General features: G+C 43.0%; 18 protein-coding genes. 13 read left to right on the forward strand and 5 right to left on the reverse strand.

The window, feature by feature from the left end; translation table 11 throughout:
- The 7 genes from L4C38_RS12750 to purF all read left to right on the forward strand — a co-directional run.
- Window positions 1–1,907 (forward strand): FimV C-terminal domain-containing protein (locus tag L4C38_RS12750; RefSeq protein ID WP_428797939.1); only part of this gene is annotated, 1,907 nt, incomplete at its 5' end.
- Window positions 1,908–2,200: 293 nt separating this feature from the next.
- Window positions 2,201–2,995, forward strand: a complete 795-nt coding sequence (truA, locus tag L4C38_RS12755) for a tRNA pseudouridine(38-40) synthase TruA (protein ID WP_428797940.1) — start codon at window positions 2,201–2,203, stop codon at window positions 2,993–2,995.
- Window positions 2,996–3,215: 220 nt separating this feature from the next.
- Window positions 3,216–4,142 (forward strand): acetyl-CoA carboxylase, carboxyltransferase subunit beta, encoded by a 927-nt coding sequence (gene accD, locus L4C38_RS12760; RefSeq protein ID WP_428797941.1) that lies wholly within the window; start codon window positions 3,216–3,218, stop codon window positions 4,140–4,142.
- Between the two features lie 43 nt (window positions 4,143–4,185).
- Window positions 4,186–5,451: a bifunctional tetrahydrofolate synthase/dihydrofolate synthase gene (gene folC, locus L4C38_RS12765; protein WP_428797942.1), complete on the forward strand. Its 1,266-nt coding sequence runs from the start codon at window positions 4,186–4,188 to the stop codon at window positions 5,449–5,451.
- Window positions 5,452–5,988, forward strand: a complete 537-nt coding sequence (locus L4C38_RS12770) for an SPOR domain-containing protein (protein WP_428797943.1) — start codon at window positions 5,452–5,454, stop codon at window positions 5,986–5,988.
- 62 nt (window positions 5,989–6,050) lie between these two features.
- The gene (locus tag L4C38_RS12775; RefSeq protein ID WP_428797944.1) at window positions 6,051–6,542 is read left to right on the forward strand and encodes a CvpA family protein; all 492 of its coding nucleotides are present in this window, start codon (window positions 6,051–6,053) and stop codon (window positions 6,540–6,542) included.
- A gap of 35 nt (window positions 6,543–6,577) precedes the next feature.
- On the forward strand, window positions 6,578–8,092 hold the full coding sequence (gene purF / locus L4C38_RS12780; RefSeq protein WP_428797945.1) for an amidophosphoribosyltransferase: 1,515 nt from the start codon (window positions 6,578–6,580) through the stop codon (window positions 8,090–8,092).
- A 42-nt stretch (window positions 8,093–8,134) separates the two neighbouring features.
- On the opposite strand, the gene znuB is transcribed toward purF, so the two are convergent.
- Both znuB and znuC read right to left on the reverse strand, forming a co-directional pair.
- Window positions 8,135–8,917, reverse strand: coding sequence for a zinc ABC transporter permease subunit ZnuB (gene znuB, locus L4C38_RS12785; protein ID WP_428797946.1), 783 nt, complete (start codon window positions 8,915–8,917; stop codon window positions 8,135–8,137).
- A complete protein-coding gene (gene znuC / locus L4C38_RS12790; protein ID WP_428797947.1) occupies window positions 8,910–9,698 on the reverse strand; it encodes a zinc ABC transporter ATP-binding protein ZnuC in 789 nt (262 codons plus the stop codon). Before znuC ends, znuB begins: the two co-directional genes overlap by 8 nt.
- Window positions 9,699–9,780: 82 nt before the next feature.
- On the opposite strand from znuC, the gene znuA reads away from it, so the two are divergent.
- From znuA to L4C38_RS12815, 5 genes are all read left to right on the forward strand, one after another.
- Window positions 9,781–10,659, forward strand: a complete 879-nt coding sequence (gene znuA, locus L4C38_RS12795; protein WP_428797948.1) for a zinc ABC transporter substrate-binding protein ZnuA — start codon at window positions 9,781–9,783, stop codon at window positions 10,657–10,659.
- A gap of 417 nt (window positions 10,660–11,076) precedes the next feature.
- Window positions 11,077–14,421 carry a helix-turn-helix domain-containing protein gene (locus L4C38_RS12800; protein ID WP_428797949.1) on the forward strand — a complete coding sequence of 1,115 codons (3,345 nt, stop codon included), beginning with the start codon at window positions 11,077–11,079 and terminating at the stop codon, window positions 14,419–14,421.
- An 824-nt stretch (window positions 14,422–15,245) separates the two neighbouring features.
- Window positions 15,246–15,476: a FeoA family protein gene (locus L4C38_RS12805; RefSeq protein WP_428797950.1), complete on the forward strand. Its 231-nt coding sequence runs from the start codon at window positions 15,246–15,248 to the stop codon at window positions 15,474–15,476.
- The gene (feoB, locus tag L4C38_RS12810; RefSeq protein WP_428797951.1) at window positions 15,473–17,743 is read left to right on the forward strand and encodes a Fe(2+) transporter permease subunit FeoB; all 2,271 of its coding nucleotides are present in this window, start codon (window positions 15,473–15,475) and stop codon (window positions 17,741–17,743) included. Before L4C38_RS12805 ends, feoB begins: the two co-directional genes overlap by 4 nt.
- Window positions 17,740–17,970: a FeoC-like transcriptional regulator gene (locus tag L4C38_RS12815; RefSeq protein ID WP_428797952.1), complete on the forward strand. Its 231-nt coding sequence runs from the start codon at window positions 17,740–17,742 to the stop codon at window positions 17,968–17,970. The genes feoB and L4C38_RS12815 overlap by 4 nt, the downstream gene beginning before the upstream one ends.
- Window positions 17,971–18,022: 52 nt before the next feature.
- Here the strand turns inward: L4C38_RS12815 and L4C38_RS12820 are convergent, their stop codons facing one another.
- Together L4C38_RS12820 and argS are read right to left on the reverse strand one after the other, a co-directional pair.
- Window positions 18,023–18,451: an HIT domain-containing protein gene (locus L4C38_RS12820; protein ID WP_428797953.1), complete on the reverse strand. Its 429-nt coding sequence runs from the start codon at window positions 18,449–18,451 to the stop codon at window positions 18,023–18,025.
- Window positions 18,452–18,556: 105 nt separating this feature from the next.
- Window positions 18,557–20,290, reverse strand: a complete 1,734-nt coding sequence (argS, locus tag L4C38_RS12825; RefSeq protein WP_428797954.1) for an arginine--tRNA ligase — start codon at window positions 20,288–20,290, stop codon at window positions 18,557–18,559.
- A gap of 236 nt (window positions 20,291–20,526) precedes the next feature.
- Between argS and L4C38_RS12830 the strand changes: the two genes are divergently transcribed.
- On the forward strand, window positions 20,527–21,126 hold the full coding sequence (locus L4C38_RS12830) for a VOC family protein (RefSeq protein WP_428797955.1): 600 nt from the start codon (window positions 20,527–20,529) through the stop codon (window positions 21,124–21,126).
- On the opposite strand, the gene L4C38_RS12835 is transcribed toward L4C38_RS12830, so the two are convergent.
- Window positions 21,118–23,892 (reverse strand): insulinase family protein, encoded by a 2,775-nt coding sequence (locus L4C38_RS12835; protein ID WP_428797956.1) that lies wholly within the window; start codon window positions 23,890–23,892, stop codon window positions 21,118–21,120. The two genes, L4C38_RS12830 and L4C38_RS12835, sit on opposite strands and share 9 nt — an antisense overlap.
- Between the last annotated feature and the right edge of the window lie 98 nt (window positions 23,893–23,990).

Here is a 23,990-nt window from a genome sequence, read left to right on the forward strand (position 1 = left end):
CAGAGCCAGAGCCAGAGCCAGAGCCAGAGCCAGAGCCAGAGCCAGAGCCAGAGCCAGAGCCAGAGCCAGAGCCAGAGCCAGTTGAAAAACATAACAGTACGCTGCCTACAGTCGACAATGAATTTGGTACGCCAAGTGATGATGATTGGCTGTTAGATGGCGATATCGAAGCCGAAAGCGCATTGGCGTCTCTCCGTGGCGAGGAGATTGATCAACAACCAATCGATCCGATTGAAGATGTTGAAGCAACGCCAGAGCTGGCTGAAATCAACACATCTAGGGTAAATGAAGAAGCTTCTGATGAGGTTATCTCTGAACCTACTGAGGAATCAGCGCCATTATTGGAAGAGTCTTTCGACTTGCCTGAGCAAGGGGAGGCGCTTGCTGAATTAGGTGCGGAATTAGATAAGCTGTCAGCCGCTGAAACTGCTGAGAATATAGTTCCGGCAGATCAAGATGAAGATGCAACCGTTGCAGAAGATGAAGAGTTTGAACTCGATGTAGAAGATCCGTTTGATGTAGAGTTGCCTGAATACGGAGTTGAGCCATCTACAGAAGATGTTGCTGTTGAGTCGATAGTTGAGCCACCGGTTGAAGAAGTCAGTGCAATTGTGGAGGATGCACTTGAAGCTGATACGAATGAGGCGTTCGAGTTTAGTGATGTAGATTTGCCTGAGTATGGTGAAGAGCAAGCCTTAGCAGATTTTGCTGGTGAGCCGATCTCTGAACCACGAGTTGAAGAATCTAACGTAAGTGTAGACGATACAGTTGAAGATGATGCTGATGAGTCGTTTGACTTTAGTGATATCGAGTTACCTGAATATGGTGAAGAGCAAGCGTTAGCGGATTTTTCAGCCGAGCCATCTGACCCAAGTGAAACTCAAAGTTCTGTTACGGATAGTACCCAACCGTTAGCAGAAGAACCTCGCTTAATTGTTGAGGACGAGTTTGAAGCCGAAGATAATGATGAGGCAGAACGACCAGAAGATAATGAAGAGCACACGCTTACAGAAACTTCTGCCGAGAACTTAGAATCAACCCAAACTCAAGATCCTGTTGAAGACAATGTTGAGCCGCAAGTCAATGAAATAGATTCCAATGCAGACGACAGCATTGCGAACTATGTTGATGAGGCGTTTGATTTTGGTGAGCCAGAGTTATCAGCTGTTGAAGAGTTAGCGGGAGACCAGTTCTTAGATAGAACGTTGGACGAGCATGATGTTCTATCGGGTTTATTTGGTGCGGACAATCATAGTGATGCGGTAGTTGAAAGTGAAAAGCTTGAAGATGATTATGATGAGAAAACCTTAAATGAGCTGCTAACAGAGGGTGATGGAAGCTATTCGCCTATTTCGAAGCCTGTCGATCGTGATGTCAGCGATTCGGCTGGGTTGGATCTGCAAGCTATGCTTGAGATTGGCGGTGAAGATTGGAATGGTTTTAGTCTGTCTCCTGATCAACAGGCAAATATCTCTGATGATATTCCTGATGATGAAATGCAAATATGGTCAGATGAAAATCAACCAGCACAAGCCAAAGTTCAAAATGAAGATTGGGAAAGCCAAGAAGATTTGGCGGATTTTAACCCCAAGGAGCATCAATACCGTACAATAGATGAGTTGATGGCAGAAGTCGAAAGACAAGAAGCCGGATTCGACCCTGATACGGAAGAACTTAAGTTAGATGTGGGTTTAGCGGATTTTCCGGATGTGATCGGTGAGATGAGCGATATAGACGTTGACTCTAACTCTGAAGCCGCAGGAAAACTTGATCTGGCTAAGATCTACATTGAAATGAACGATGCTGCTGGGGCGGTTAGATTGTTAGAAGAAGCTATCGTTGACGGCAGTGATGACATTCGTCGCGAAGCTAAAAAGCTGATTGATACTCTAAACAGCCGCGCATAAGCAAATAACATTGATATTAAAGGGGCTTAGGCCCCTTTATTGTTTATACCCAGGTAACCTCAAGAAGCTTAGTTCAGCGAGAGTCTGTCACTGCAACCATTTTTGCGTCAAATAACTAGGAAATAGATGGCTATTCCGCGTCGTTATTTTCCTTGAACTGGTGCCAATGACAAGACTCTGAATCCTGCATCCTGAAGTAACTTGGGTATATTCCAATCATCAAACTAAGATGGGCTAGCTTGGGTATAGCAGTTTCGCTATACTTTCGACCCCATTTTTTAAGAGAGACGAAGATGAGAATCGCTTTAGGTATTGAGTATAACGGTACTCACTACTTTGGATGGCAACGTCAAAAAGACGTTCAGAGCGTTCAAGAAGAGCTTGAACGAGCACTAAGTGTTATCGCCAATCATCCAGTAGCCGTTCTGTGTGCAGGGCGCACTGATGCAGGCGTGCATGGTACTGGGCAAGTAGTCCACTTTGAAACAACCGCCAACCGCAAAATGGTGGCTTGGACAATGGGGGTGAACGGTAAACTACCAGGTGATATCGCAGTGCGATGGGCTAAAGAGGTTCCTCAAGAGTTTCATGCTCGATTCTCAGCAACAGCACGCCGCTACCGCTATATTATTTTTAATAGCCAAATAAGACCGGGGATCTTGCACTCTGGGGTTAGCCATTATCATGGTGATTTGGATGAAGTGAAGATGCATCAAGCCGCGCAGCATTTGTTGGGTGAGCATGACTTTACATCTTTTAGAGCCATGCATTGTCAATCAAAAAGCCCTTGGCGAAATATGATGCATTTGAATGTCACTCGTTACGGACAGTATGTAGTGATCGATATTAAAGCCAATGCATTTGTGCATCACATGGTGAGAAATATTGCTGGTAGCCTCCTTTGTGTTGGTCGTGGTGATAAAGACCCAGAATGGATAAAATGGTTAGTTGAGGCGAAAGATCGCAAATTAGCTGGCGTAACGGCGAAAGCCGAAGGTTTGTACCTAGTAGAAGTGGATTACCCTAAAGAATTAGAGTTGCCACGCGCACCGATCGGACCATTATTTTTGCCAGATAATTTGAACTAATTGGCTGTAAATAGCTCATAATTAATAAGAATAACCAATAGGCGCTGATAAAAACTCGCCTATTTGTTTGGTTTGACGCAGCATAAGGACAAGTTGAGAAAAATAGGTACAACCAGTTTTTTGTCTACACTTGGCATTTTATATGTTTTAATCCTCACGCATAAATTCAGGTTTTTTTTCTTTCGCATTGCGCGGAAGATTGATAGAGAAAAGGTCTTCCATGAGTTGGCTTGAAAAAATTTTAGAAAAAAGCAATATCGTAAATTCACGTAAAGCGTCTATCCCTGAAGGTGTTTGGACAAAATGTACTTCATGTGAGCAAGTGCTTTATCACGCTGAACTAGAACGTAACCTAGAAGTGTGTCCGAAATGTGACCATCATATGCGTATGAAGGCACGCCGTCGTTTGGAAACCTTCCTTGATGCAGAAAATCGTGTAGAGCTGGCGAACGAGCTTGAGCCACAAGACAAGTTGAAGTTTAAAGACTCTAAGCGTTATAAAGATCGTCTTTCTGCTGCGCAAAAGAGCAGTGGTGAGAAGGATGCGTTGATCGTGATGCAAGGTGAAGTCATTGGCATACCTGTTGTGGCTTGTGCATTTGAATTTTCCTTTATGGGTGGTTCGATGGGCTCTGTTGTCGGTGCTCGTTTTGTGCGTGCCGTTGAAGCCGCGATGGAAAACAATTGTGGTTTAGTTTGTTTCTCCGCAAGTGGTGGTGCTCGTATGCAAGAGGCATTGATGTCTTTAATGCAAATGGCAAAAACCAGCGCCGCTTTAGAACGCTTATCTCAGAAAGGTTTGCCGTTTATCTCGGTAATGACGGACCCAACAATGGGTGGCGTATCGGCAAGTTTAGCAATGCTAGGCGACATTAACATTGGTGAACCTAAAGCATTAATTGGCTTTGCAGGTCGCCGTGTTATTGAACAAACCGTGCGTGAAGATCTACCTGAAGGCTTCCAACGAAGTGAATTCTTACTTGATCATGGCGCGATTGATATGATCGTTGACCGCCGTGAGATGCGTCAGCGCGTGAGCGGTATGTTAGCAAAATTGACTAACTCTGCGTCACCGTTGGTTGTTTCTGTGAATGATTCTCCGCAAGAACCTGAGTATTCTGTACCAGAAGCCAGCGAAAAAGGTTAAAGTACCACTAACAAACAACCACGGATTTATTGGTTAAAGTTAGATGAGTCAGACTCTTACTCCTCAAGCCACATCTCCACTTGTGATGTGGCTTGATTATTTAGCAAATATACACACTTCAGCTATCGACCTTGGTTTGGATCGCGTTCATGCGGTTGCAAGCAAAGCCAACCTGATCAAACCCGCACCTACAGTGATTACCGTTGCTGGCACCAATGGCAAGGGCTCTACTTGCGCCATAATGGAAGCAATCTTACTTGATGCTGGCTATTCGGTCGGTGTTTACAGTTCCCCCCACTTAATTCGTTATAACGAGCGTGTGCGTATCAACGGACAAGACTTGTGTGATGAAAAGCATGTGCAAGCCTTCGACTTTATCGAAAAGCAACGCGGTGAAATTAGCTTAAGCTTTTTTGAATATGGCACTTTGGCAGCGCTGCGTTCGTTTCAAACTGAACAAGTCGATGTTGTGTTGCTTGAAGTGGGGCTGGGGGGGCGTCTTGATGCAACCAATGTGGTTGATCATGATGTTTCGGTGATTACTAGCCTTGCGATTGATCATGTCGATTGGTTAGGGGATGACATCAATGTGATTGGGTTTGAAAAAGCCGGAATTTTTCGTACTGATAAACCCGCCATTTGTGGTCAACCAAAAGCGCCAGCAACAGTTGCTGCTCATGCTGATGATATAGGGTCTAAGCTGTTTCAGGTGGGTATTCAATATCAATACGCATTAACAGATAACAATACTTGGTGTTGGAGCCATGGTTGTTATCAACTTGATGCCCTCCCTGTTCCAAACCTTCCATTACCGAATGCCGCGACGGCGCTTATGGCGCTAGCCAGCGCGCATCTCGATATTAGCGATGTAAATATCGTCAATGGTTTACAACAAGCAACACTACCGGGGCGGATGCAGCAGATTTGCAAGCAACCGACGGTATTGCTAGATGTTGCGCATAATCCACATTCGGCTGAATATTTAGTTGAACAAGTAAAGCGACTGTACACCAATAAAACCATTCATATGGTGGTTGCAATGCTGCACGACAAAGACATTAAGTCGACATTAGAGATCTTATCTCCGCTAACTAGTTACTGGTACCCAGCTTCTCTATCGGGTCCTCGTGCTGCAACAGCAGTGGAGTTGTGCCAGTATCTGCCAGTGGGGCAGATTGAATATTCAAAACCGGTATTAGCATTTGATGCCGCAATGACACGAGCGAAACCAGAAGATGTCATTATCGTTGTCGGTTCGTTCCATACTGTCGGTGAAGTACTTGAGCACTGGCAGGTAAAAGGAGAGTAAATGGCAAGCAAGTTCCAAAATCGTCTAGTTGGAACCATTCTTTTGGTATCCATTGGCGTGATTGTGTTACCTGATGTGCTTGATGGGGAAAAAACACATTACAAAGAAGAAATCGCCAGTATTCCGATTAAACCTGAGTTAGATAGTGATATTGAATCTTTCGAGGTGTTGGAACCTGAAGATGACAGTGCGTCGCTGCCTCCTTCACCGGTAGAGGTTGTCGTGGAGAATGAGCAAGATGCCGATGAGTCATCAGTTTCCGTCGTGGTTAAGGATGTCCCTGAACGCAATCAATACCAAGAGAGCGCTTGGATCATTCAATTGATGGCTTTGAAGAATGCGGAGAACGCAGAAAATGTCGTAACGGATCTTAAAAAACGCGGCTATCAGGCTCACACAAAACTCGAAAATGGTTTTACTCGAGTGATTATTGGTCCTGATGTGTCAAAAAATAAGCTAGAGCGTCAAATTGTAGAGCTGCAAAAAATAACGGGCTCAAAAGGTCGTTTGCTTAAATTTAAACCACTAAATCCTTAAGAAAACGTTTGCGTCGGCGTTTTTTCTGTTAAAATGCGCGCGAACTGAAGATGTGAATACACATGAATTGGTTAGATATTGTAATTTTGAGCGTGATTGGCCTGTCGGCTTTAATCAGTTTAGTTCGTGGCTTCGCGAAAGAAGCTTTGTCTTTGGTTATTTGGTTTGGTGCATTTTTTATCGCCAGTCAGTACTACAGCCGATTGGCGGTGTACTTCACCAAAATTCAAGATGAGATGTTTCGTGATGGCGCGGCCATTGCTGCTCTGTTTGTTGCCACGCTGATTGTAGGTGCGTTGATAAACTATGTTATTGGGCAGTTGATTCAGAAAACGGGTCTGTCAGGGACAGATCGAGTGTTAGGTGTCGTATTTGGCGGGTTGCGTGGTGTATTAATAGTCTCCGCGGTACTGTTTTTCGCTGATACATTTACCACACTAAATCAGAATGAGTGGTGGACAAACTCTGAGCTTGTACCACATTTTAAACTGGTCATTCGTCCGTTTTTTGAGCACCTGCAAGCATCATCGAGTTTCTTATCTGGCGCGGGATAACGCGCCAGCCATTGTCGCAAATCGAGGGTTAGGACATGTGTGGTATTGTTGGAATCGTAGGCACAACGCCTGTAAATCAGTCTATTTATGACGCTTTGACTGTATTACAGCACCGAGGCCAAGATGCCGCTGGTATTTGTACCATAGAAAGCAATCGTTTTCGTCTGCGTAAGGCGAATGGTCTAGTCAAGGATGTGTTCGAAGCAAGGCACATGCAGAGGCTCCAAGGAAATGTCGGTATAGGTCACGTACGTTATCCTACCGCTGGCAGTTCAAGCGCTTCAGAAGCTCAACCTTTCTACGTAAACTCCCCATTCGGTATCACCCTAGCTCACAACGGCAATCTCACAAACGCGAATGATGTTCGCGAAAAGCTTTTCGCTAAAGACCGTCGTCACCTCAACACCACTTCTGATTCGGAAGTTCTACTTAACGTCCTTGCACACGAAATTGATACTGTAAAAGGTAACGTTGCTGCTGAAGATGTATTTCGCGCTGTAATGAACGTACATCGTACGATCCGTGGTGCGTATGCTGTTGTTGCGATGATTATTGGTCACGGTATGGTTGCGTTTCGTGACCCTAAAGGGATCCGTCCTATTTGTTTGGGCAAGCGTGAAGTAGAAGGGAAAACTGAATACATGGTTGCATCAGAATCGGTTGCACTTGACGCAGTCGGTTTTGATTTTATGCGAGATATTTCTCCTGGTGAAGCTGTCTATGTCACTGTTGATGGCGAGTTGTTTACCCAACAATGTGCTGATAATCCGTCATTGAACCCTTGTATGTTTGAGTATGTTTACTTTGCTCGTCCAGACTCATTTATTGACAAGATTTCAGTTTATGCCGCTCGTGTAGAAATGGGTAAAAAACTGGGTGAACGTATTCGTGATGAATATAGCCATCTAGATATTGATGTGGTGATTCCAATCCCAGAAACATCATGTGATATTGCCTTACAGATTGCACAAGCGATAGATATACCATATCGCCAAGGTTTCGTTAAAAACCGCTATGTTGGTCGTACCTTTATTATGCCGGGGCAACAGTTGCGTAAGAAGTCTGTGCGCCGCAAGCTCAACGCAATACGCTCAGAATTTAAAGATAAAAATGTACTGTTGGTCGATGACTCAATTGTACGCGGCACGACATCGGAACAAATTATTCAGATGGCTCGTGACTCAGGTGCAAAAAAGGTATTTATTGTTTCGGCTGCGCCTGAGATTCGATTCCCTAATGTATATGGCATCGATATGCCTAGTGCGAATGAGCTGATTGCACACGGTCGTGACAATGAGCAAATTTGCAAACACATTGGTGCCGATGAGCTTATTTTCCAAACATTGGAAGATCTGGTTGCTGCAGTAGGCTCGGGAAATACAGATATTGAGAAATTCGAGACATCTGTATTTAGCGGAGAGTACGTGACAGGTGATATTACTCAAGAATACTTAGAGTATCTTGATTCACTTCGTAGCGATGACGCTAAAGTTCAGCTTGAACTCCAGCAAGACTTAGCCAGTTTAGAGCTTTATAACGAAGGTGCTTAACTCAAATTGATGTAAAAACGGCTTCCTTTGGAAGCCGTTTTTTTATGCCGCTTGTTTGAATTGGCTTAGTAGGAAGAGCGCTGCGGCACTGATCACCACCGATGGACCTGCTGGGGTGTCGAAATGCCAAGACAGAGTTAGACCGGACAAAACCGAAATCGCGCCTAATACTGAGGCAAACATAGCCATTTTTTCTGGAGATCGAGCAAATCGGCGTGCTGTCGCGGCAGGGATAATAAGTAATGAGGTGATAATGAGTGCGCCAACGAACTTCATACCAACAGCGATAACTAAACCGACGAGCAGCATCAAAATAAGTCGCATTAAATCGATATTGTGCCCTTCAACACTAGCAAGCTCTTCGTTAATAGTCGTTGATAACAGTGGTCGCCAGAATATAGCCAACACAAGACCTACTACCACAACCCCGAGGTAAATAAAGGTAAGATCGCTAGATGAAACGGCGAGAAGATCACCGAATAGGTAGCTCATTAGATCAATTCTTACATTGTCTAAGAAGCTTACCGCAACTAAGCCAAGTGACAATGAGCTGTGGGCTAGTATTCCAAGTAATGTATCAGCGGCAACCACTTGTTGCCTTTGTAACGTGACAAGAAGGACGGCAAGCAACATACAGCAAGCGACCAAAGCTAAGTAAAGGTTAACGTCTAACAAAAAACCAAACGCTAACCCCATCAAAGAAGCATGCGCTAGCGTATCACCGAAATACGCCATTTTTCGCCAAACGACGAATGATCCTAATGGACCGGCTATGAGGGCAATCCCCAGACCAGCGAGAATCGAAGGAAGTAAAAACTCAATCATGATGATGATGACCGTGTGTATGATGTGCGCATTTTGATCCCGTACCTTTTACTGGTTGTCCGGATAGGTCGTGATGGTGATGATCATGTTGATGGTGATAAAATGCGATTGTTTCTTGGCGTGTTTCACCAAACAGTGCAATGTATTTTGGATGTTTTGCAATGGCAGCAGGAGCTCCTGAACAACAGATATGGTGTTGGAGACAAACGACATGGTCAGTTTTCGCCATTACGAGATGTAGATCATGGGAGACCATGAAGACTGCACAATTAAAACGATGGCGAATAGTGTCGATCAAATCATATAAGTCGATTTGTCCTTGAACATCCACTCCTTGTGCTGGTTCATCTAAAACAAGCAAGTCAGGTCTTTGCAGCAATGCGCGCGCGAGAAGCACACGTTGAGTTTCACCTCCTGAGAGTGAATGCATGTTGCTGATGAGCAGATGCTGTGCACCAGTTAATGCTAATGCATCTTGGATCTCTTGTTGGCTATAGCGACCTGCTAAGCGCAAAAAGCGTGATACATCGAGCGGTAAAGCTTCATTGAGTTTTAGTTTCTGTGGTACATAACCAATCTTCAGCTTTTTAGGTTTGCTGATCGTGCCTTTATAACGTTTTTGCAAACCGAGTAATACTTTCACTAAGGTCGATTTACCTGCTCCATTAGGGCCGATCAAGGTGGTAATTTCACCTTTGTTAATACTTAAGCTGACATTATCGAGAATTTGTCGCTCATCAAATTGAACGCTGATATTCGAAAGTTCGATTAGCGCAGTCATGAATGGAACTCATTTGCAATTGACTAATGTTATAATGTAACATTTATTACTAACCAATACCATATACCGGTGTCATAACACGATGAAAACTAAATTCGCTCTTTTACTCACGTTGGTGAGTAGTGCTGTCACGGCTCAAGAAAACCTGGTTTTAACCAGTATTAAGCCAATTCAGATGATTACTCAAGAAATTATGCTAGGGGTTGGTGATCCTGATGTTTTGTTGACATCAAATGCGTCACCACACGATTACGCACTTAAACCATCTGACGTCAAAAAAATAAAAGATGCCGATTTGGTTATTTGGTATGGCAAAGATCTCGAACCATTTTTAGCCAACGTACTAGAAAAACAACCATCGACTATCGAACTCTCTAAAATTGACGGTTTAGCGTTGCGAGAGTTTAGTCACGATGGTGATGATCATGACGGACACGACCATGGCAATTATGATCCTCATTTTTGGTTAGGTCACCAACCAACACTACAAGTCGCTAAGTACATAGCTAATCAACTCAGCAAAATGGATGAGGAAAATGCTAAGTTGTACCAAGCGAACTATCATAATTTGGAACAAAAATATGCAGCAAAAAAATCCGAAATTACAGATCGTTTAGCCCCTGTAAAGCACCATGGTTATTATGTGTTTCATGATGCCTACGGCTATTTTGAACAGGATTATGAACTGAATCACCTGGGACACTTTACGGTTAGCCCTGAGCGTAAGCCGGGGGCAAAAACACTTATAAAAATTCGTAATAAACTCAAGGCACAAGAGGCCAAGTGTGTTTTCTCAGAACCACAATACACACCAGCTGTGATTCAATCTGTTATGCGTGGTAGTCCTGCAAAACTTGGTGTTTTGGATCCTGTAGCGTCCGATATTACAGTTGAAGCGGGTAGCTACTTTGAATTTATCGATCAGATATCACAAAGCTTTGTGAAGTGTTTAAGTGAATAGCGCATAGTTTTAACGCATTACAATATATTATACCCAAGTAACCTCAAGATGCTTAGTTCAGCGAGAGTTATTAGGTTTGCAGGCAAGGCGTTGATTCGAAAATCTAGTCGCTCTAAATTAAGAATCGACAACGCAGTCTGCGAACCTAACAAACTCGCCCTTCGGGAGCCTGTCACTGCAACCATTTTTGCGTCAAATAACTAGGAAATAGATGGCGATTCCGCGTCGTTATTTTCCTTAAACTGGTACCAGTGACAAGACTCTGAATCCTGCATCTTGAAGTAACTTGGGTATATAGGGCGGTTTCAGTATTCAATCAGGTGGTTATCCAATAGAATAAAGCGTAAATTGCATCAGTGAGTACATAAATAGTGTATTCATTTAAATGTTTATTTATGAATTCTAGGGATTTTTTGAGTGAAACACGCCTTTTGGATCACGCTACTCTATTTCGTGACACAGATAGCTTACGCTTTTGATTCTTCACCGTCGGTGTTTTATCCACTTCCGACAGAGAGTCAGGGGCGCGTGTTTACCGCGCAGCAGCTCTTTCTTGCCTCAAGTGGAGGCTTATGGATTCATGATGTTCGCGGCAAAGTCCTTTTTTTCGACGGTCAATCCGTGGCCCCAAAGTGGGGCTCTGCGCTTCCATATTCGACAGAAAAGTTAGTGGTACAAAATGACAGCTTTTGGACCTTTGACTCAAATCTAGTTTATCGTTCCAGTTCTAACCATCAGCGTGAAGTTGTATTTGAGCTCTCACCCGGTAGTGAAATCACCAAAATGGGTTCAGTGAAAAACTACATCTGGGTTGCGGACGAAGCAAATTTTTATACTTATCGTATATCAGATGGCGATTTTGAAACCTACTCATTGATGGAGCTGTACCGCTACAATCAATCTGTAGGCTTTGCGCCTAATGATGCATTGAGGCTGAAAGAACGTTGGGTATTGGCAACGAATGGCGGCGTTTTTGTTTCAGAAGGACAAGGATTTCGACATGTTTCGCGTTCAAAAGGTAATGCGATAGAGCAATTGTATTTTTCTGAAAGTCGTCGTGAGCTTATTCTTGGTTCGAGGAAAGGAGCGGTGGTTTACGATATAAATAATACCGGCAAACCTAAATTTATTATCCCATCACCTAATGTCACTTCGATTTCTGAGACAACGCAAGCTTATTGGATAGGAACGGAAAACGGTCTGTATGTATACTCGTTTATTACTGGAAAAATAAGAAAATACTCAGGTGAAAAAGACGCAGGTTTTGCATTGGAAGGGCGTCGTATTCACTCGATAATTAATGATAATAGCGGGGGGATGTGGGTTGCGACCAATAAAGGCATCTATTTTTTCTCGCTATTTGGCGATATATTCGAACGTTTTCCTACCCAAAATGTGGGCTCTAACTCCTACCACCCCAAAATAAATAACTTGGTTGCTATGGATAGTAAACTCGGTTATTGGGCACTCAAAGATACTGGTCTATATCATTTGCCGAAAGGGCAAGAAAAAAACAAACAATTGGTTTATTCCGCAAATGTACACAATATAGTTGAACATGCAGGTATTGTTTGGCTCGCGACGAACGCGGGTCTTATTGCATTAGATGCAAATACAGGTGAAAGACGTGTAGATATCATCTTGCCCGAAGTTCTAAACAGTAGCGTGGTGACTCATTTAGCAGTTGATAGTAAAGGAAATATTTGGGTAGTAAATGATAAGAATATTTGGTGCTATAACCCTGAAAAGGGTGAACTGAAAACGGTTGCCAATCAATGGATGTTGCCAGCACATGGTACGTCAAAGCTCAAAGTGATGACTCTAACGAGCTTGGATGAGTTACTGTTAGGGACTGAACATGGTGTTTATTTACTTAAAAATAAACAACTTAAGTTTATGACTCAAAGTTCAAAATACGGTTCAGTGCATAGTATGGAGGAGGGCAGTTCTCATCAAATATGGATAGCCAGCAGTTATGGCGTCAATATATTCGATACCAATACTGGCTCGTTGCTTCCTTTATCATTGGTTGATGAACATGTAGGGCCAAAATGTTTAGTAAACAACAACACCGGTACGTGGTTAACTTCTTCAGCTGGTTTAAGCCACTATAGCGCCAATGGTCAACTTCTTGGGCATTATGGAGCGCCGTTTGGTGTCATAAACAATGAGTTCTTGTCTAATTTTTGCTTGTTAGATGCGTACGACCAAGATTCTTTGCTGCTGGGTTCTTGGCATAGTTTGATACGAGTGAATAGTAGAGATTTGATAGTTAGTCCACTGCCTGATGCGACCGTTTTGTTTTCCCAAGTCAGAATTAATCAAAACCTGGTGGCATTCGGTTCGACCCCACAATCAAAAATTATTGCGCCTTATGGGGAGTCTATTTCTGTTCAAATGGGTATATTACCGCATATAAGTGGGTCATCGCTGGAGTATCGACTTAATAATGAAAATACTTGGACGCAGCTTGATGGTTACCAAATTGCTATGGAAGGGCTTGCTCCGGGTCAATATAAGTTGTATGTCAGACCAGTAGTTAATGGTATAGAAAAAGGTGGTGAGAGAAGTATAACATTTCTGGTGACAGAGCCTTGGTTTTTAAGTTCTCTCGCATTTATTGCGTACGTTGCAACAGGGCTAACTATATTGTTTGGCTCGGTATATTGGCGTTCAAGAATGATGACCAATGCAAACCGAAGATTAAAAGCGCAGGTTGCATTAAAAACGAATCAATTACGTCATCAAAGCCGAATTCTTCTTAGTAATAATCACCAATTGCGTAAGCAGTTACAGGTTCGTCGTTTAATATTTAGTCAGGCTATTCAATCGTTTAGAGAAAGGCTACGAACTCCCAATCAAGTTGACGAAAATGTAAATCATTCTATTAAGCGTCAAATGGTTGAACAAATATCCTCGGAGCTCGAATTGCTTCTTAATGTGAGAGAGTCACAAGGGCAGGAGTCTCCCGCTTACAATCTATCGATGATATTTGCTTCCACATTAAATGGTTGGTGTGAAGAGTTATCTAAATCAGGTGTATCTGTAGAGATGGATTCGTCTGGTGAGTGTGATGCCTACGTACTGCTTAAATATTTTAATCTCGATATATTGTTGAACCTACTATTTGATGGGTTGGTTAAGCGTTGCTTCAGGCATCAGGTGGTACATGTTGAGATCACCTGTACAAAGAATGAGGTTCTTCTACAGATTACTGACTATGGCATTCCAATCGATCTCGAAGTGGAAGGATACTGGGGAGAGATCACTAAGTTAGTTGATATCAGTGGCGGCTCATTATCTATTGATGAAAGAGACGGTCAAAATGTGGTGTATCTATCATGGCCGCGCAGTAAAGCATTTGATGAAAACTCCGTTGTAGGTTTAGATAATTTCAACTTGAAGGGCGTAGATGAAACGACATCCGACCCATTTATCGAGCGACTAGAGGAATTGGTGTTAAAGCATTATACAGAACCAGAATTTAGCACCTCAACAGCAGCCAAAATGTTATTTGTTTCTGAACGCAGCCTACAGAGACGATTTAAAGGTGCAACGCAACGAACTTTCTCTGATTACTTAAGTGAAGTTAGACTAGATAATGCTTGTCGACATCTATTGGCGGGCATCAAAGTTGCTGATGTTGCCTATGACTGCGGATTTAACGATCCTTCGTACTTTAGCCAACGATTCAAGCATCGATTTGGTGTTTCTCCTACTCAATTTGTCGAACAAAGCTATAATCGCGAAGAGAGCTTTTAGTTTTTCCGATAGTGTTTAGTGTGACTACCCTCGTTCTCTTACTTCCCACGCTCCGTTGTATGCATTGCTTGTATACAGCGCATCTATTTCTTAGTTGTTTGAAGCAAAAATGGTTCCAGTGACAGACTCCCACTGAACTAAGCATATTGAGTTACTAAGGTATATAAAGTTTATCCCCCATATCAAACCGCTTTGGTCTGCGATTAACTTGCATCCGCATACTAGTATGAAAATTTTAGAAAAGAATTAATGAGTAACGGGTAATGTTTAAGCTGTCGCTTGAAATTGAATCAAGCATCATGTGGGTAAAGCGTTGTGAGATTCTGTTAGGTGTTGATATAGAAGGGATAAAAAAAATATCGTGGTATAGCCGGGGGGACTATACCACGGGTGTCAAGGACACCTTCGCTTGCTGCCGGAGTGGTACGTATGCACCACCTCTGGAATAATTTGTCAAAAGGCACTGTGTGCCCGACGGAAATCACTATAAGCAACTTAACTTTTTTTACTTATAAAATTAACGCCAACATGACATAAGAATCACGACATGTTTTTAAGTTGCTGATTAATATGTAATTATTCGTATTAATCTTTAATATGAATAATTTTTAGGATTAGTGTAAATGCATGGCTAAGTTGTAATTGACGTTTTTGACGTGGAGGTTTTTGACGAGATTCACGTTGAAAGTAGTGGCATATAATGCCGTATCAAAAACGCAAAATTTGATTTCAGACAAGAATTGCAGAGCGGTGTTTAGTTAATATTAGAAATATAAATAATAATTACTCTTATTACCAAGAGCACTACAAAACTGGAATGCTTAATGCAATTATCAAAATTACAACAAGGGCAAGAGGCAACCATTACTGGCTTTTCTGAACTATCTAACGATGTACGAAAAAAGCTAATGGTAATGGGGCTGCTGCCTAACACACCGATAAAACTTATCCGTTTTGCTCCAATGGGGGATCCGTTGCAGGTTGAAGTGCGCGGTGTCGCTTTGGCGGTTCGTTTGAACATTGCTGACTCGATTTTGGTGGAGGTCAGCCAATGAAATATCAAATATTAACGGTAGGTAACCCTAATAGTGGTAAGACAACCCTTTTTAACGGCTTGACTGGAGCAAAGCAGCAAGTTGGCAACTGGGCTGGTGTTACTGTTGAAAAGAAAACCGGTAGATTCAACCATTCTGGCGACGAATTTTTACTTACCGATCTACCGGGTATTTACGCTCTTGATAGTGGTAATGATGGCAACAGTATCGACGAATCAATTGCTTCTCGTGCTGTGCTTACTCACCCAGCCGATATAATTATCAACGTTGTGGATGCGACTTGTTTAGAACGTAGCCTCTATATGACGCTACAACTTCGAGAACTTGGGCGCCCGATGGTGGTCGTACTTAACAAGATGGATGCGTTACAACGTGAACGTCAGGTTATTGATATCAAAGCGTTAGAGAAAACACTTGGCTGTCCTGTTATTGCAATTTCGGCGAATAACAAAGGCCAGATTCATGAGTTTAAGCAATGGTTGCATAAAGTGGTCGTGCAAGGAGTCAATCTTGACGAGATCACGTTGAATTATGGCATTGAATTTGAAAATGCTTTACGAACACTCGCTCCAAACTTTTTAGGTCAAGAATCGGCGTCTCGCGCATTAGCTATTCGAGCGCTGGAAAATGATGTTCTCGTCTTGAATTCGCTCAAATCAGAGCAACGTGATTTAGTCACACAGCAGCGTTTGTTACTTGATATAGACGTTGATTTGCATGTTGCTGACACCAAATACACATTCCTACATGAGCAGTGTAAAAAAGTACGTCGAAGTGAAGGAAAGCTCAGCCATAGTTTCACCGAAAAAGTGGATGGTATTATCCTGAATAAATGGGTTGGCGTACCATTTTTCTTTGTTGTGATGTACTTAATGTTTATGTTCTCTATCAATGTTGGTGGTGCTTTCATCGATTTCTTTGATATCGGTGTTGGAGCATTATTGGTTGATGGTGGACATTACTTGCTTGATGACCATTTACCCGTGTGGTTAGCGACATTGATTGCTGATGGTCTTGGCGGTGGTATTCAAACGGTGGCGACTTTTGTTCCCGTTATCGCATGTTTGTATTTGTTCCTAGCGCTATTAGAAAGCTCTGGATACATGTCTCGTGCGGCGTTTGTTCTTGATAAAGTTATGCAAAAAATTGGTTTGCCTGGCAAAGCATTTGTCCCACTCGTTCTGGGCTTTGGCTGTAATGTCCCATCGATTATGGCTACCCGTACTTTGGATCAAGAGCGTGAACGTAAATTGGCTGCTTCAATGGCACCATTTATGTCATGTGGTGCGCGTCTACCAGTATACGCATTATTTGCAGCTGCATTTTTCCCAGAAAGTGGACAAAACGTCGTATTTTCCCTCTATATTTTGGGTATTGTAGCGGCAGTATTCACTGGCATGGTTCTGAAAAAGACCTTGTACCCAGGTTCTAGTGATAGCTTGGTGATGGAAATGCCCGATTATGAACTGCCTACTATGCAAAATGTACTGATCAAAACATGGCAGAAATTAAAGCGTTTTGTTCTTGGTGCAGGTAAAACAATCGTTATTGTTGTGACTATTTTGAGTTTCTTCAATTCGTTGGGTATGGATGGTTCGTTTGGTAATGAAGACACGGAGAACTCAGTACTTTCTCGTGCGTCTCAAGTTGTTACGCCAGTCTTTGGGCCAATAGGCGTGCAAGATGACAATTGGCCAGCAACGGTTGGCATCATCACAGGTATTTTTGCTAAAGAGGCGGTGGTCGGTACATTGAACAGCCTTTATGCACCAGCAGAAGACGAAGAAGCTGAGTTTGACTTAATGGCGAGTCTTGAAGAGGCGGTAATGAGTATTCCAGCTAATTTAGCTGGGCTAAATTATTCCGATCCTTTAGGTGTTGAGGTGGGTGATCTTACTGATAGTTCAGCAGTTGCTGAAGACCAAGAAGTGGACGCATCGATCTTTGGTAATCTAAAAGGTTACTTTGCTTCAGGTCATGCAGCGTTCGCTTATTTGATCTTTATCTTGCTTTACACACCTTGTGTTGCCGCTATGGGTGCTTATGTTCGTGAGTTTGGTCAAAAGTATGCCTGTTTTATTGCGGTATGGACGATGGGATTAGCCTACGGTAGTGCAGCATTGTATTATCAAACAGCACATTTTTCAGACCATCCGGTGAGCAGTTCAGTATGGATAAGCATAATTTTGCTCGGTAGCTTCATCGTCTACCAACGAATGAAAGCAGTCGGCAAAAGACAGCAAACCCTAGAGGTACAGATTGCATGATATTGGCTGAATTGAAACAACACATCGATACGCAGGGAAGTACATCGCGTAGTGACTTGGCGAAAAAATTTGCCTTAAGTGAAGATGGTGTAGACGCAATGCTATCGGTGTGGGTAAAGAAAGGTGTAATCTCTCGTATGATTGATACCAATCGTGCAGAGAAAATTACGCGAATAAGATACTCATCAAATAAACAAGATGGGCTGTCACTAACCGTGACGATGTAAATAAAAAAACGCCACGATTAACGTGGCGTTTTTTTATGATTAGATAACTTGACTAAGCTTTGCGAAACAAACTGCTTAAACTCAATACATTTGCCACTCGAACAGCTAAATCATGCTGTGCTTGTTCACTCCGCAATTCGCTTTTGGTATTGCCCCAAATTGGACCAGGCCAAGCAATGTCATCTTTAAAGCGTGCGATATGGTGAATATGTAGCTGAGGTACCATATTACCGAGTGCGCCTAAATTCAGTTTGTCGGGCTGGAATGTGGCTTCCAATGCTTGGCTTACTGCCTGAGATTCAATAAGAAACAGCTGTTGCTCTTGCATCGGTAGGTGGTGCAACTCTTTGAGGTTTTCTCGCTTAGGCACGAGGATAACCCAAGGTACAGCATTGTCTTTATGCAACAATGCAACACAAAGTGGGAAGTGCCCAAGAACAGTGGTGTCCTTGGACAATTGTGGGTGCAATTCAAAGCTCATTGTAACTGTCCGATGTTGAGAGGGGTAGTTTAAGTATATCCCAGATAAAACAAAAGGTTGACGTACTCACGGCAACCTTTTTCTTTTAGCTATGAACCAATGAGGTTACATGCGATCTAGTGTGTCAATGCCAAGTAGAGACAGACCTTGCTTAATTGTCTTCGCTGTCAAAGCTGCCAATTTAAGACGGCTTTGCTTAACCGCTTGATCTTCAGCAATCAAGATTGGGCAAGCTTCATAGAAGCTAGAGAATAAACCCGCTAGTTCGAATAGGTAACTACACATGATATGCGGTTGACCTTCACGAGCTACTGACTGAACGGCTTCTTCAAACTGTAACAGTTTCGCAATAAGAGCTTTCTCTTTTTCGTCGGTGATTATAATGTCACCTTGAAGCTCATCCATTGATACGCCCGCTTTAGCAAAGATAGATGCTACGCGAGTGTATGCGTATTGCATGTACGGCGCCGTGTTGCCTTCGAATGCGAGCATATTGTCCCAATCAAACACATAGTCAGTCGTACGGTGCTTAGATAGGTCAGCGTATTTAACGGCAGCCATTGCAACAGTGCTAGAGATTTTTGCTTTCTCATCGGCTGCAAGATCTGGATTTTTTGACTCGATCAGTTTAGCTGCGCGTTCTTCAGCTTCATCAAGAAGATCAGCTAAACGTACGGTTCCGCCAGCACGGGTTTTAAATGGACGACCATCTTTACCCAACATCATGCCAAAAGCATGGTGTTCAAGAGATACCGATTCAGGTACATAGCCTGCTTTACGCACGATAGTCCATGCTTGCATCAGATGTTGGTGTTGACGAGAGTCAATGAAGTAAAGCACACGATCAGCACCAAGCTGTTCATAACGGTATTTCGCACAAGCGATGTCCGTTGTCGTGTATAAGAAGCCACCATCACGTTTTTGAACGATAACACCCATAGGTTCACCGTCTTTATTCTTGTATTCGTTCAGATATACAACTTGTGCGCCGTCACTTTCTACAGCGAGACCTTGCTCTTTTAGGTCGGCTACAATCGTTGCAAGCATGCTGTTATACATGCTTTCACCCATCACGTCATCGCGAGTCAAAGAAACGTTTAGACGGTCATAGTTGTGCTGGTTCTGAATCATAGTAACGTCAACCAACTTCTTCCACATGTCTGCGCAGAATTGATCACCGCTTTGCAGTTTCACGACATAGCCGCGAGCTTTTACTGCAAACTCTTCGTCTTCGTCATATAACTTTTTCGATTCACGATAGAAGGTTTCTAAGTCAGCCAGCTCCATAGAGATTTGACCAGACTCTTGCTGCACACGTTCTAAGTTAGCGATAAGCATACCGAACTGAGTGCCCCAGTCACCAATGTGGTTTGCACGCACAACGTTGTGACCTAAGAATTCCAGAGTACGAACGACAGCGTCACCAATGATGGTTGAACGCAGGTGACCCACGTGCATTTCTTTCGCTACGTTTGGAGCTGAGTAGTCTGCAACAATAGTTTGGGTTTCTTCAGCGCTTACACCAAGACGAGCATCTGAAAGTGCTGCGTCGGCATGTTTTGCTAGAAAAGATTCATCTAGAAATATATTGATGAAGCCAGGACCTGCGATTTCAGTTTTGCTTGCAATGCCATCAAGATCGAGAACATCCAATACTTTTTGCGCGAACTCTCGAGGGTTAGTACCTAGCTTTTTAGCCACGCCCATGACGCCGTTAGCTTGGTAATCACCAAATTGTACTTTTGCTGATTGACGAACGGCTGCAGGGCTGCCTGCCGGTGCGCCAGCGGCTTCAAGAGCCTGAGAAATTTTTTCATTAATAAGTGCTTGGATATTCACACGAGCTTCCTTCAATTCTAGGAATTATTGTGGTTTGCATTTTGCCGGAAAATGGTTGTTACACACTTAACATCGGCCAGTTAGTTGAATCGATGCAAACCTAATCGAGTTCACAAATTTGCGCACATGATATCAATTTTATTAAAGGGCATATAGGGAGTAATTTGAGTATTTTTCTACTTTTCTTGATGATCTTGTTAGTATTGGGGAAAAAGTAACTTTTTACTTGAAGGGAAATGCGTATGTCGCTAGAAAATGCTCAGCTATTACCAGAGCAGTTGAAACAAAAACTGCCTGACTTTATGTCGAAAATTCAAGAGTTAAGCGAAGTGTTGAATCTTGATTTAACAGCCTTTCGGGCGGATCATATTGCCTTGCGCATTAATGACTTAGAGTTGGCAGAACTAGCACATAAGTCGTGGTTAGAGCACGGCGAACAAATCTCAAATGCTCAAATTAATGGTCGACCGATCATAGTATTGGCGTTTAATCAGCCGTTAACCGCACTCAACTGGCAAATTGAATGCTTAGAGTTGCCGTACCCAGCGCCCGGAAAAACCTATCCAGAACAAAGCTGGGAGCATATAGAGTTTGTCGTTCCTTCAGTGGCTCAAACAGCAGAGAAGTTTGCTGATGAGCTAAAACAGCGTTTTCCTCTGCTCGCGAAACAATGGGATACGTTGCATGAGCAAGGGATCAAAGTGAAGCTATCTAGCCCTCAAGGGGAAGGGGAGCGTTTAAATAATCCTACAGTGGCATTTAAGTATCAGGGAGTGTGCATCAAGCTACACCCCCATTCATTAAAAGCGATTGTTGAATCAGAACAATCAGCCTAGTTCGATATCTTTAGGTCTCAATTGGAATTCTTCAATTGAGCCAATTTCTAATCCAAGGCTTAGTGCTTCCGCTTCATGGTGAGCATTGCCTTGGGTATGCATAATCAGGCGATTAGCGGTTCTTGGTTTGAGTTCATTAACCACAAACCGGATCATATCGCTACGAGTCAGTTTTTTTAGCTCGGCAAGCACGCGTTGACGCTGGTCAAAATTGGCATCTTTGTTACCAATCGCGACCCATAACCTTTGCGCTCGACCGCGCAAAGTTGTGTCAGGTGTTGATATTTGGTTCCACAGTCCACGTTTACTACTGTGCCATTGATACTCATTCAATTCTAACAACACCATATAAAATGCATTGAGAAACTCGTCGATCGAGCTAATGAGATCAATTGGCGCGGCGTTAGGTGATTGGACATAAAGCACAATACCTGGGTGTTTGTTCAGTGGCATATTGCCGGTGCCCACCATATAACCAAGCTGTTGTTTTGTGCGTATTTCATGGAAAAACGTTGCCGACATTAAATGGTTGGCCAATGAGTACAGCGCGATATTCTTCGCCTCAGTATCATCACATTGATAGTAAACAACAATCGCGGAATCTTCTTGATTGCATTGTACTTCACGCTGAAAGGTTCCATTTGCGCCAAGCATGACCAATGGACGCAGAGCTTCTTCGTATTGTTGCCCGTGAACTCTCAGTGCTTCTTTGAGTGTTTCTCCTAGTGTTTCTGCATCGGTACGTGTCCAATCACCATACACAAACATTTCCACATGCAGTTCGGCAAGTATTGCTTGCACAAAACTTGCCAGCGAGTCGACTTCGATGCTCTCTAGTGCTTCTACTAGCACTGCGTAAGGAGGGTTGTTCGGCTGTAATATTCCTGTCATTGCATTAAAAAGCTGCGATATAGGGCGATCTTGTACCGAATTATTCCAATTTCGTAGAAGTTGAGTCTTTATTGCGTTAAAGCGCTTTTCACTAAACTCGCGTTTGGCGAAGCGCTGCAGTATCATTTTAATCAGCTCGGGTTGTTTTTCGGTAAAGCCCGATACGGCAAGTGTCACACCACCTTGATGGGCGTATAGGTTATATCCCATACCGGCAATTTCTGCTTGATAGGTCTCTTTTGCCAGCGCATCTAAGAACATTTCAACACAAAGACGAGTCTTAACGATATTTATCGGATTGGCTACTGCATGAGGGCTATCGATTGCAACGTAAACGACACCTTTGGGTACTAGGAATTCACTGTCTTGTAAGTGCCAAAGTTTAAAACCGGGTAGTTCGCTGATGATAGTTGGTTCATTAGACTGCTCATCAAGCGGCTTTGGTGTTAGGTCATAACAGATGAAAGGGTTTCTTTCAGGCAGCTCTGCCTTTATTTTCGAAGGTTGTTGATAAAACTCTCTTTGATATTGACTGAGCAATTTGACCGAGTAAGGGGTGAAATACCAACTAGCTGTTTGGTCGTAATCCAGATCTTTGGCGATTAATGTCACACGCAAATTGTCGACAGTAAAAAAACGAGTGAACTGTTTTAGTTGTTCTGGCTGATATTCAGCCATTTTAAAATCACCGTATATAGTGTCTTGCTCTTGGTAGTGTTGCATGTTCACAACTAGGTGGCTGGCTAAATCCAGCGGACGGGTAGGCTCTTGGAAGCGAAATGCTGACTCGAGTACGGCTTTTTTTTCAAGGTAACGCCACTCATCAAAACCGCGTGCTTTGATCAATGCTAAATAGTTGAAAACGGCTTGTATGATTTCATCGGTTCGCTCAAGCCCTTCTTGAGTTAAGGTGCAGCTAATGGTGAACTCTCGGTAGTTACTTCCACTAGCACCGCCACCTGCCGAAAGTGAAGTTATCCATCCAGCTTCTTTCAATTCCAGCATCAAACTATTCTCACCTTCGTAGCCAAGTAGGTGAGCAAAGTAAGATAGTGGTTTTGTGTGGTAATAGTCTTCGCTACTCGACATCGGAAATGTAAGAATGAGCTTACGGATCTCTTTTACCGGCTCCACATTAACCCATATGCTGGTTGAACTTTGGTCAATATATGGTTCAGCCACGGTTTTGTCACTTAAACCATGATTAACAATATGGGCAAATTTCTCGTGCGTCCACGCTTCTAATTCATCGAGTTGGTGTGAGCCAATCATGGCTAACGTCATGAGGTCAGAGGAATATTCTTGGCTGTGAAAAGCAATGATTTCGTCGCGGATTGATTGACCATCATGGTCACCAAGAGTTTCGATGTTACCGACAGAAAACTTAGCAAAAGGGTGCTTTGGATTGATGACTTCTTTATGCACTTGGTAGAGACGACGTGAATCATCGTTCAGTTTGAGTTTGTATTCCGAATCTACCGCTTGACGCTCTTTGTCTAAGGCATCCGCATTAAAAAGTGGTGCGGTAAAAAATTGACTGAATCGGTCAAGGCTGTTGGCAAAAGCATTGTTATCTACATCAAAGAAAAAGCAAGTGTGTTCGGTTCCCGTCCATGCGTTATTCATACCGCCATGTTGGTTAATGTAGCTTTGAAACTCACCAATGCTTGGGTATTTTTCGGTACCTAAAAACAACATATGTTCTAAATAGTGTGCCATACCTTGGCGCTCGATTGGGTCATCAAAATGACCGACATTGACGGCAAGAGCAGCAGCGGATTTTTGTGCATCAGGATCATGAATCAATAGCACTCTCAAATTGTTTGAAAGGGTTAAGTAGCGATATTGATTAGTATCATTAGGGCTTACATGCACAGTATTTCTCCAAACCTTGAGAGTATGTCTAAGTATGAACGCGTTTATAGGTGCTGCAAACTTCAATTATCAAATGGCTTGCCAGCCGTTGTTATTTT

Source organism: Vibrio kasasachensis (genome assembly GCF_050337565.1).
Taxonomy (GTDB): domain Bacteria; phylum Pseudomonadota; class Gammaproteobacteria; order Enterobacterales; family Vibrionaceae; genus Vibrio; species Vibrio kasasachensis.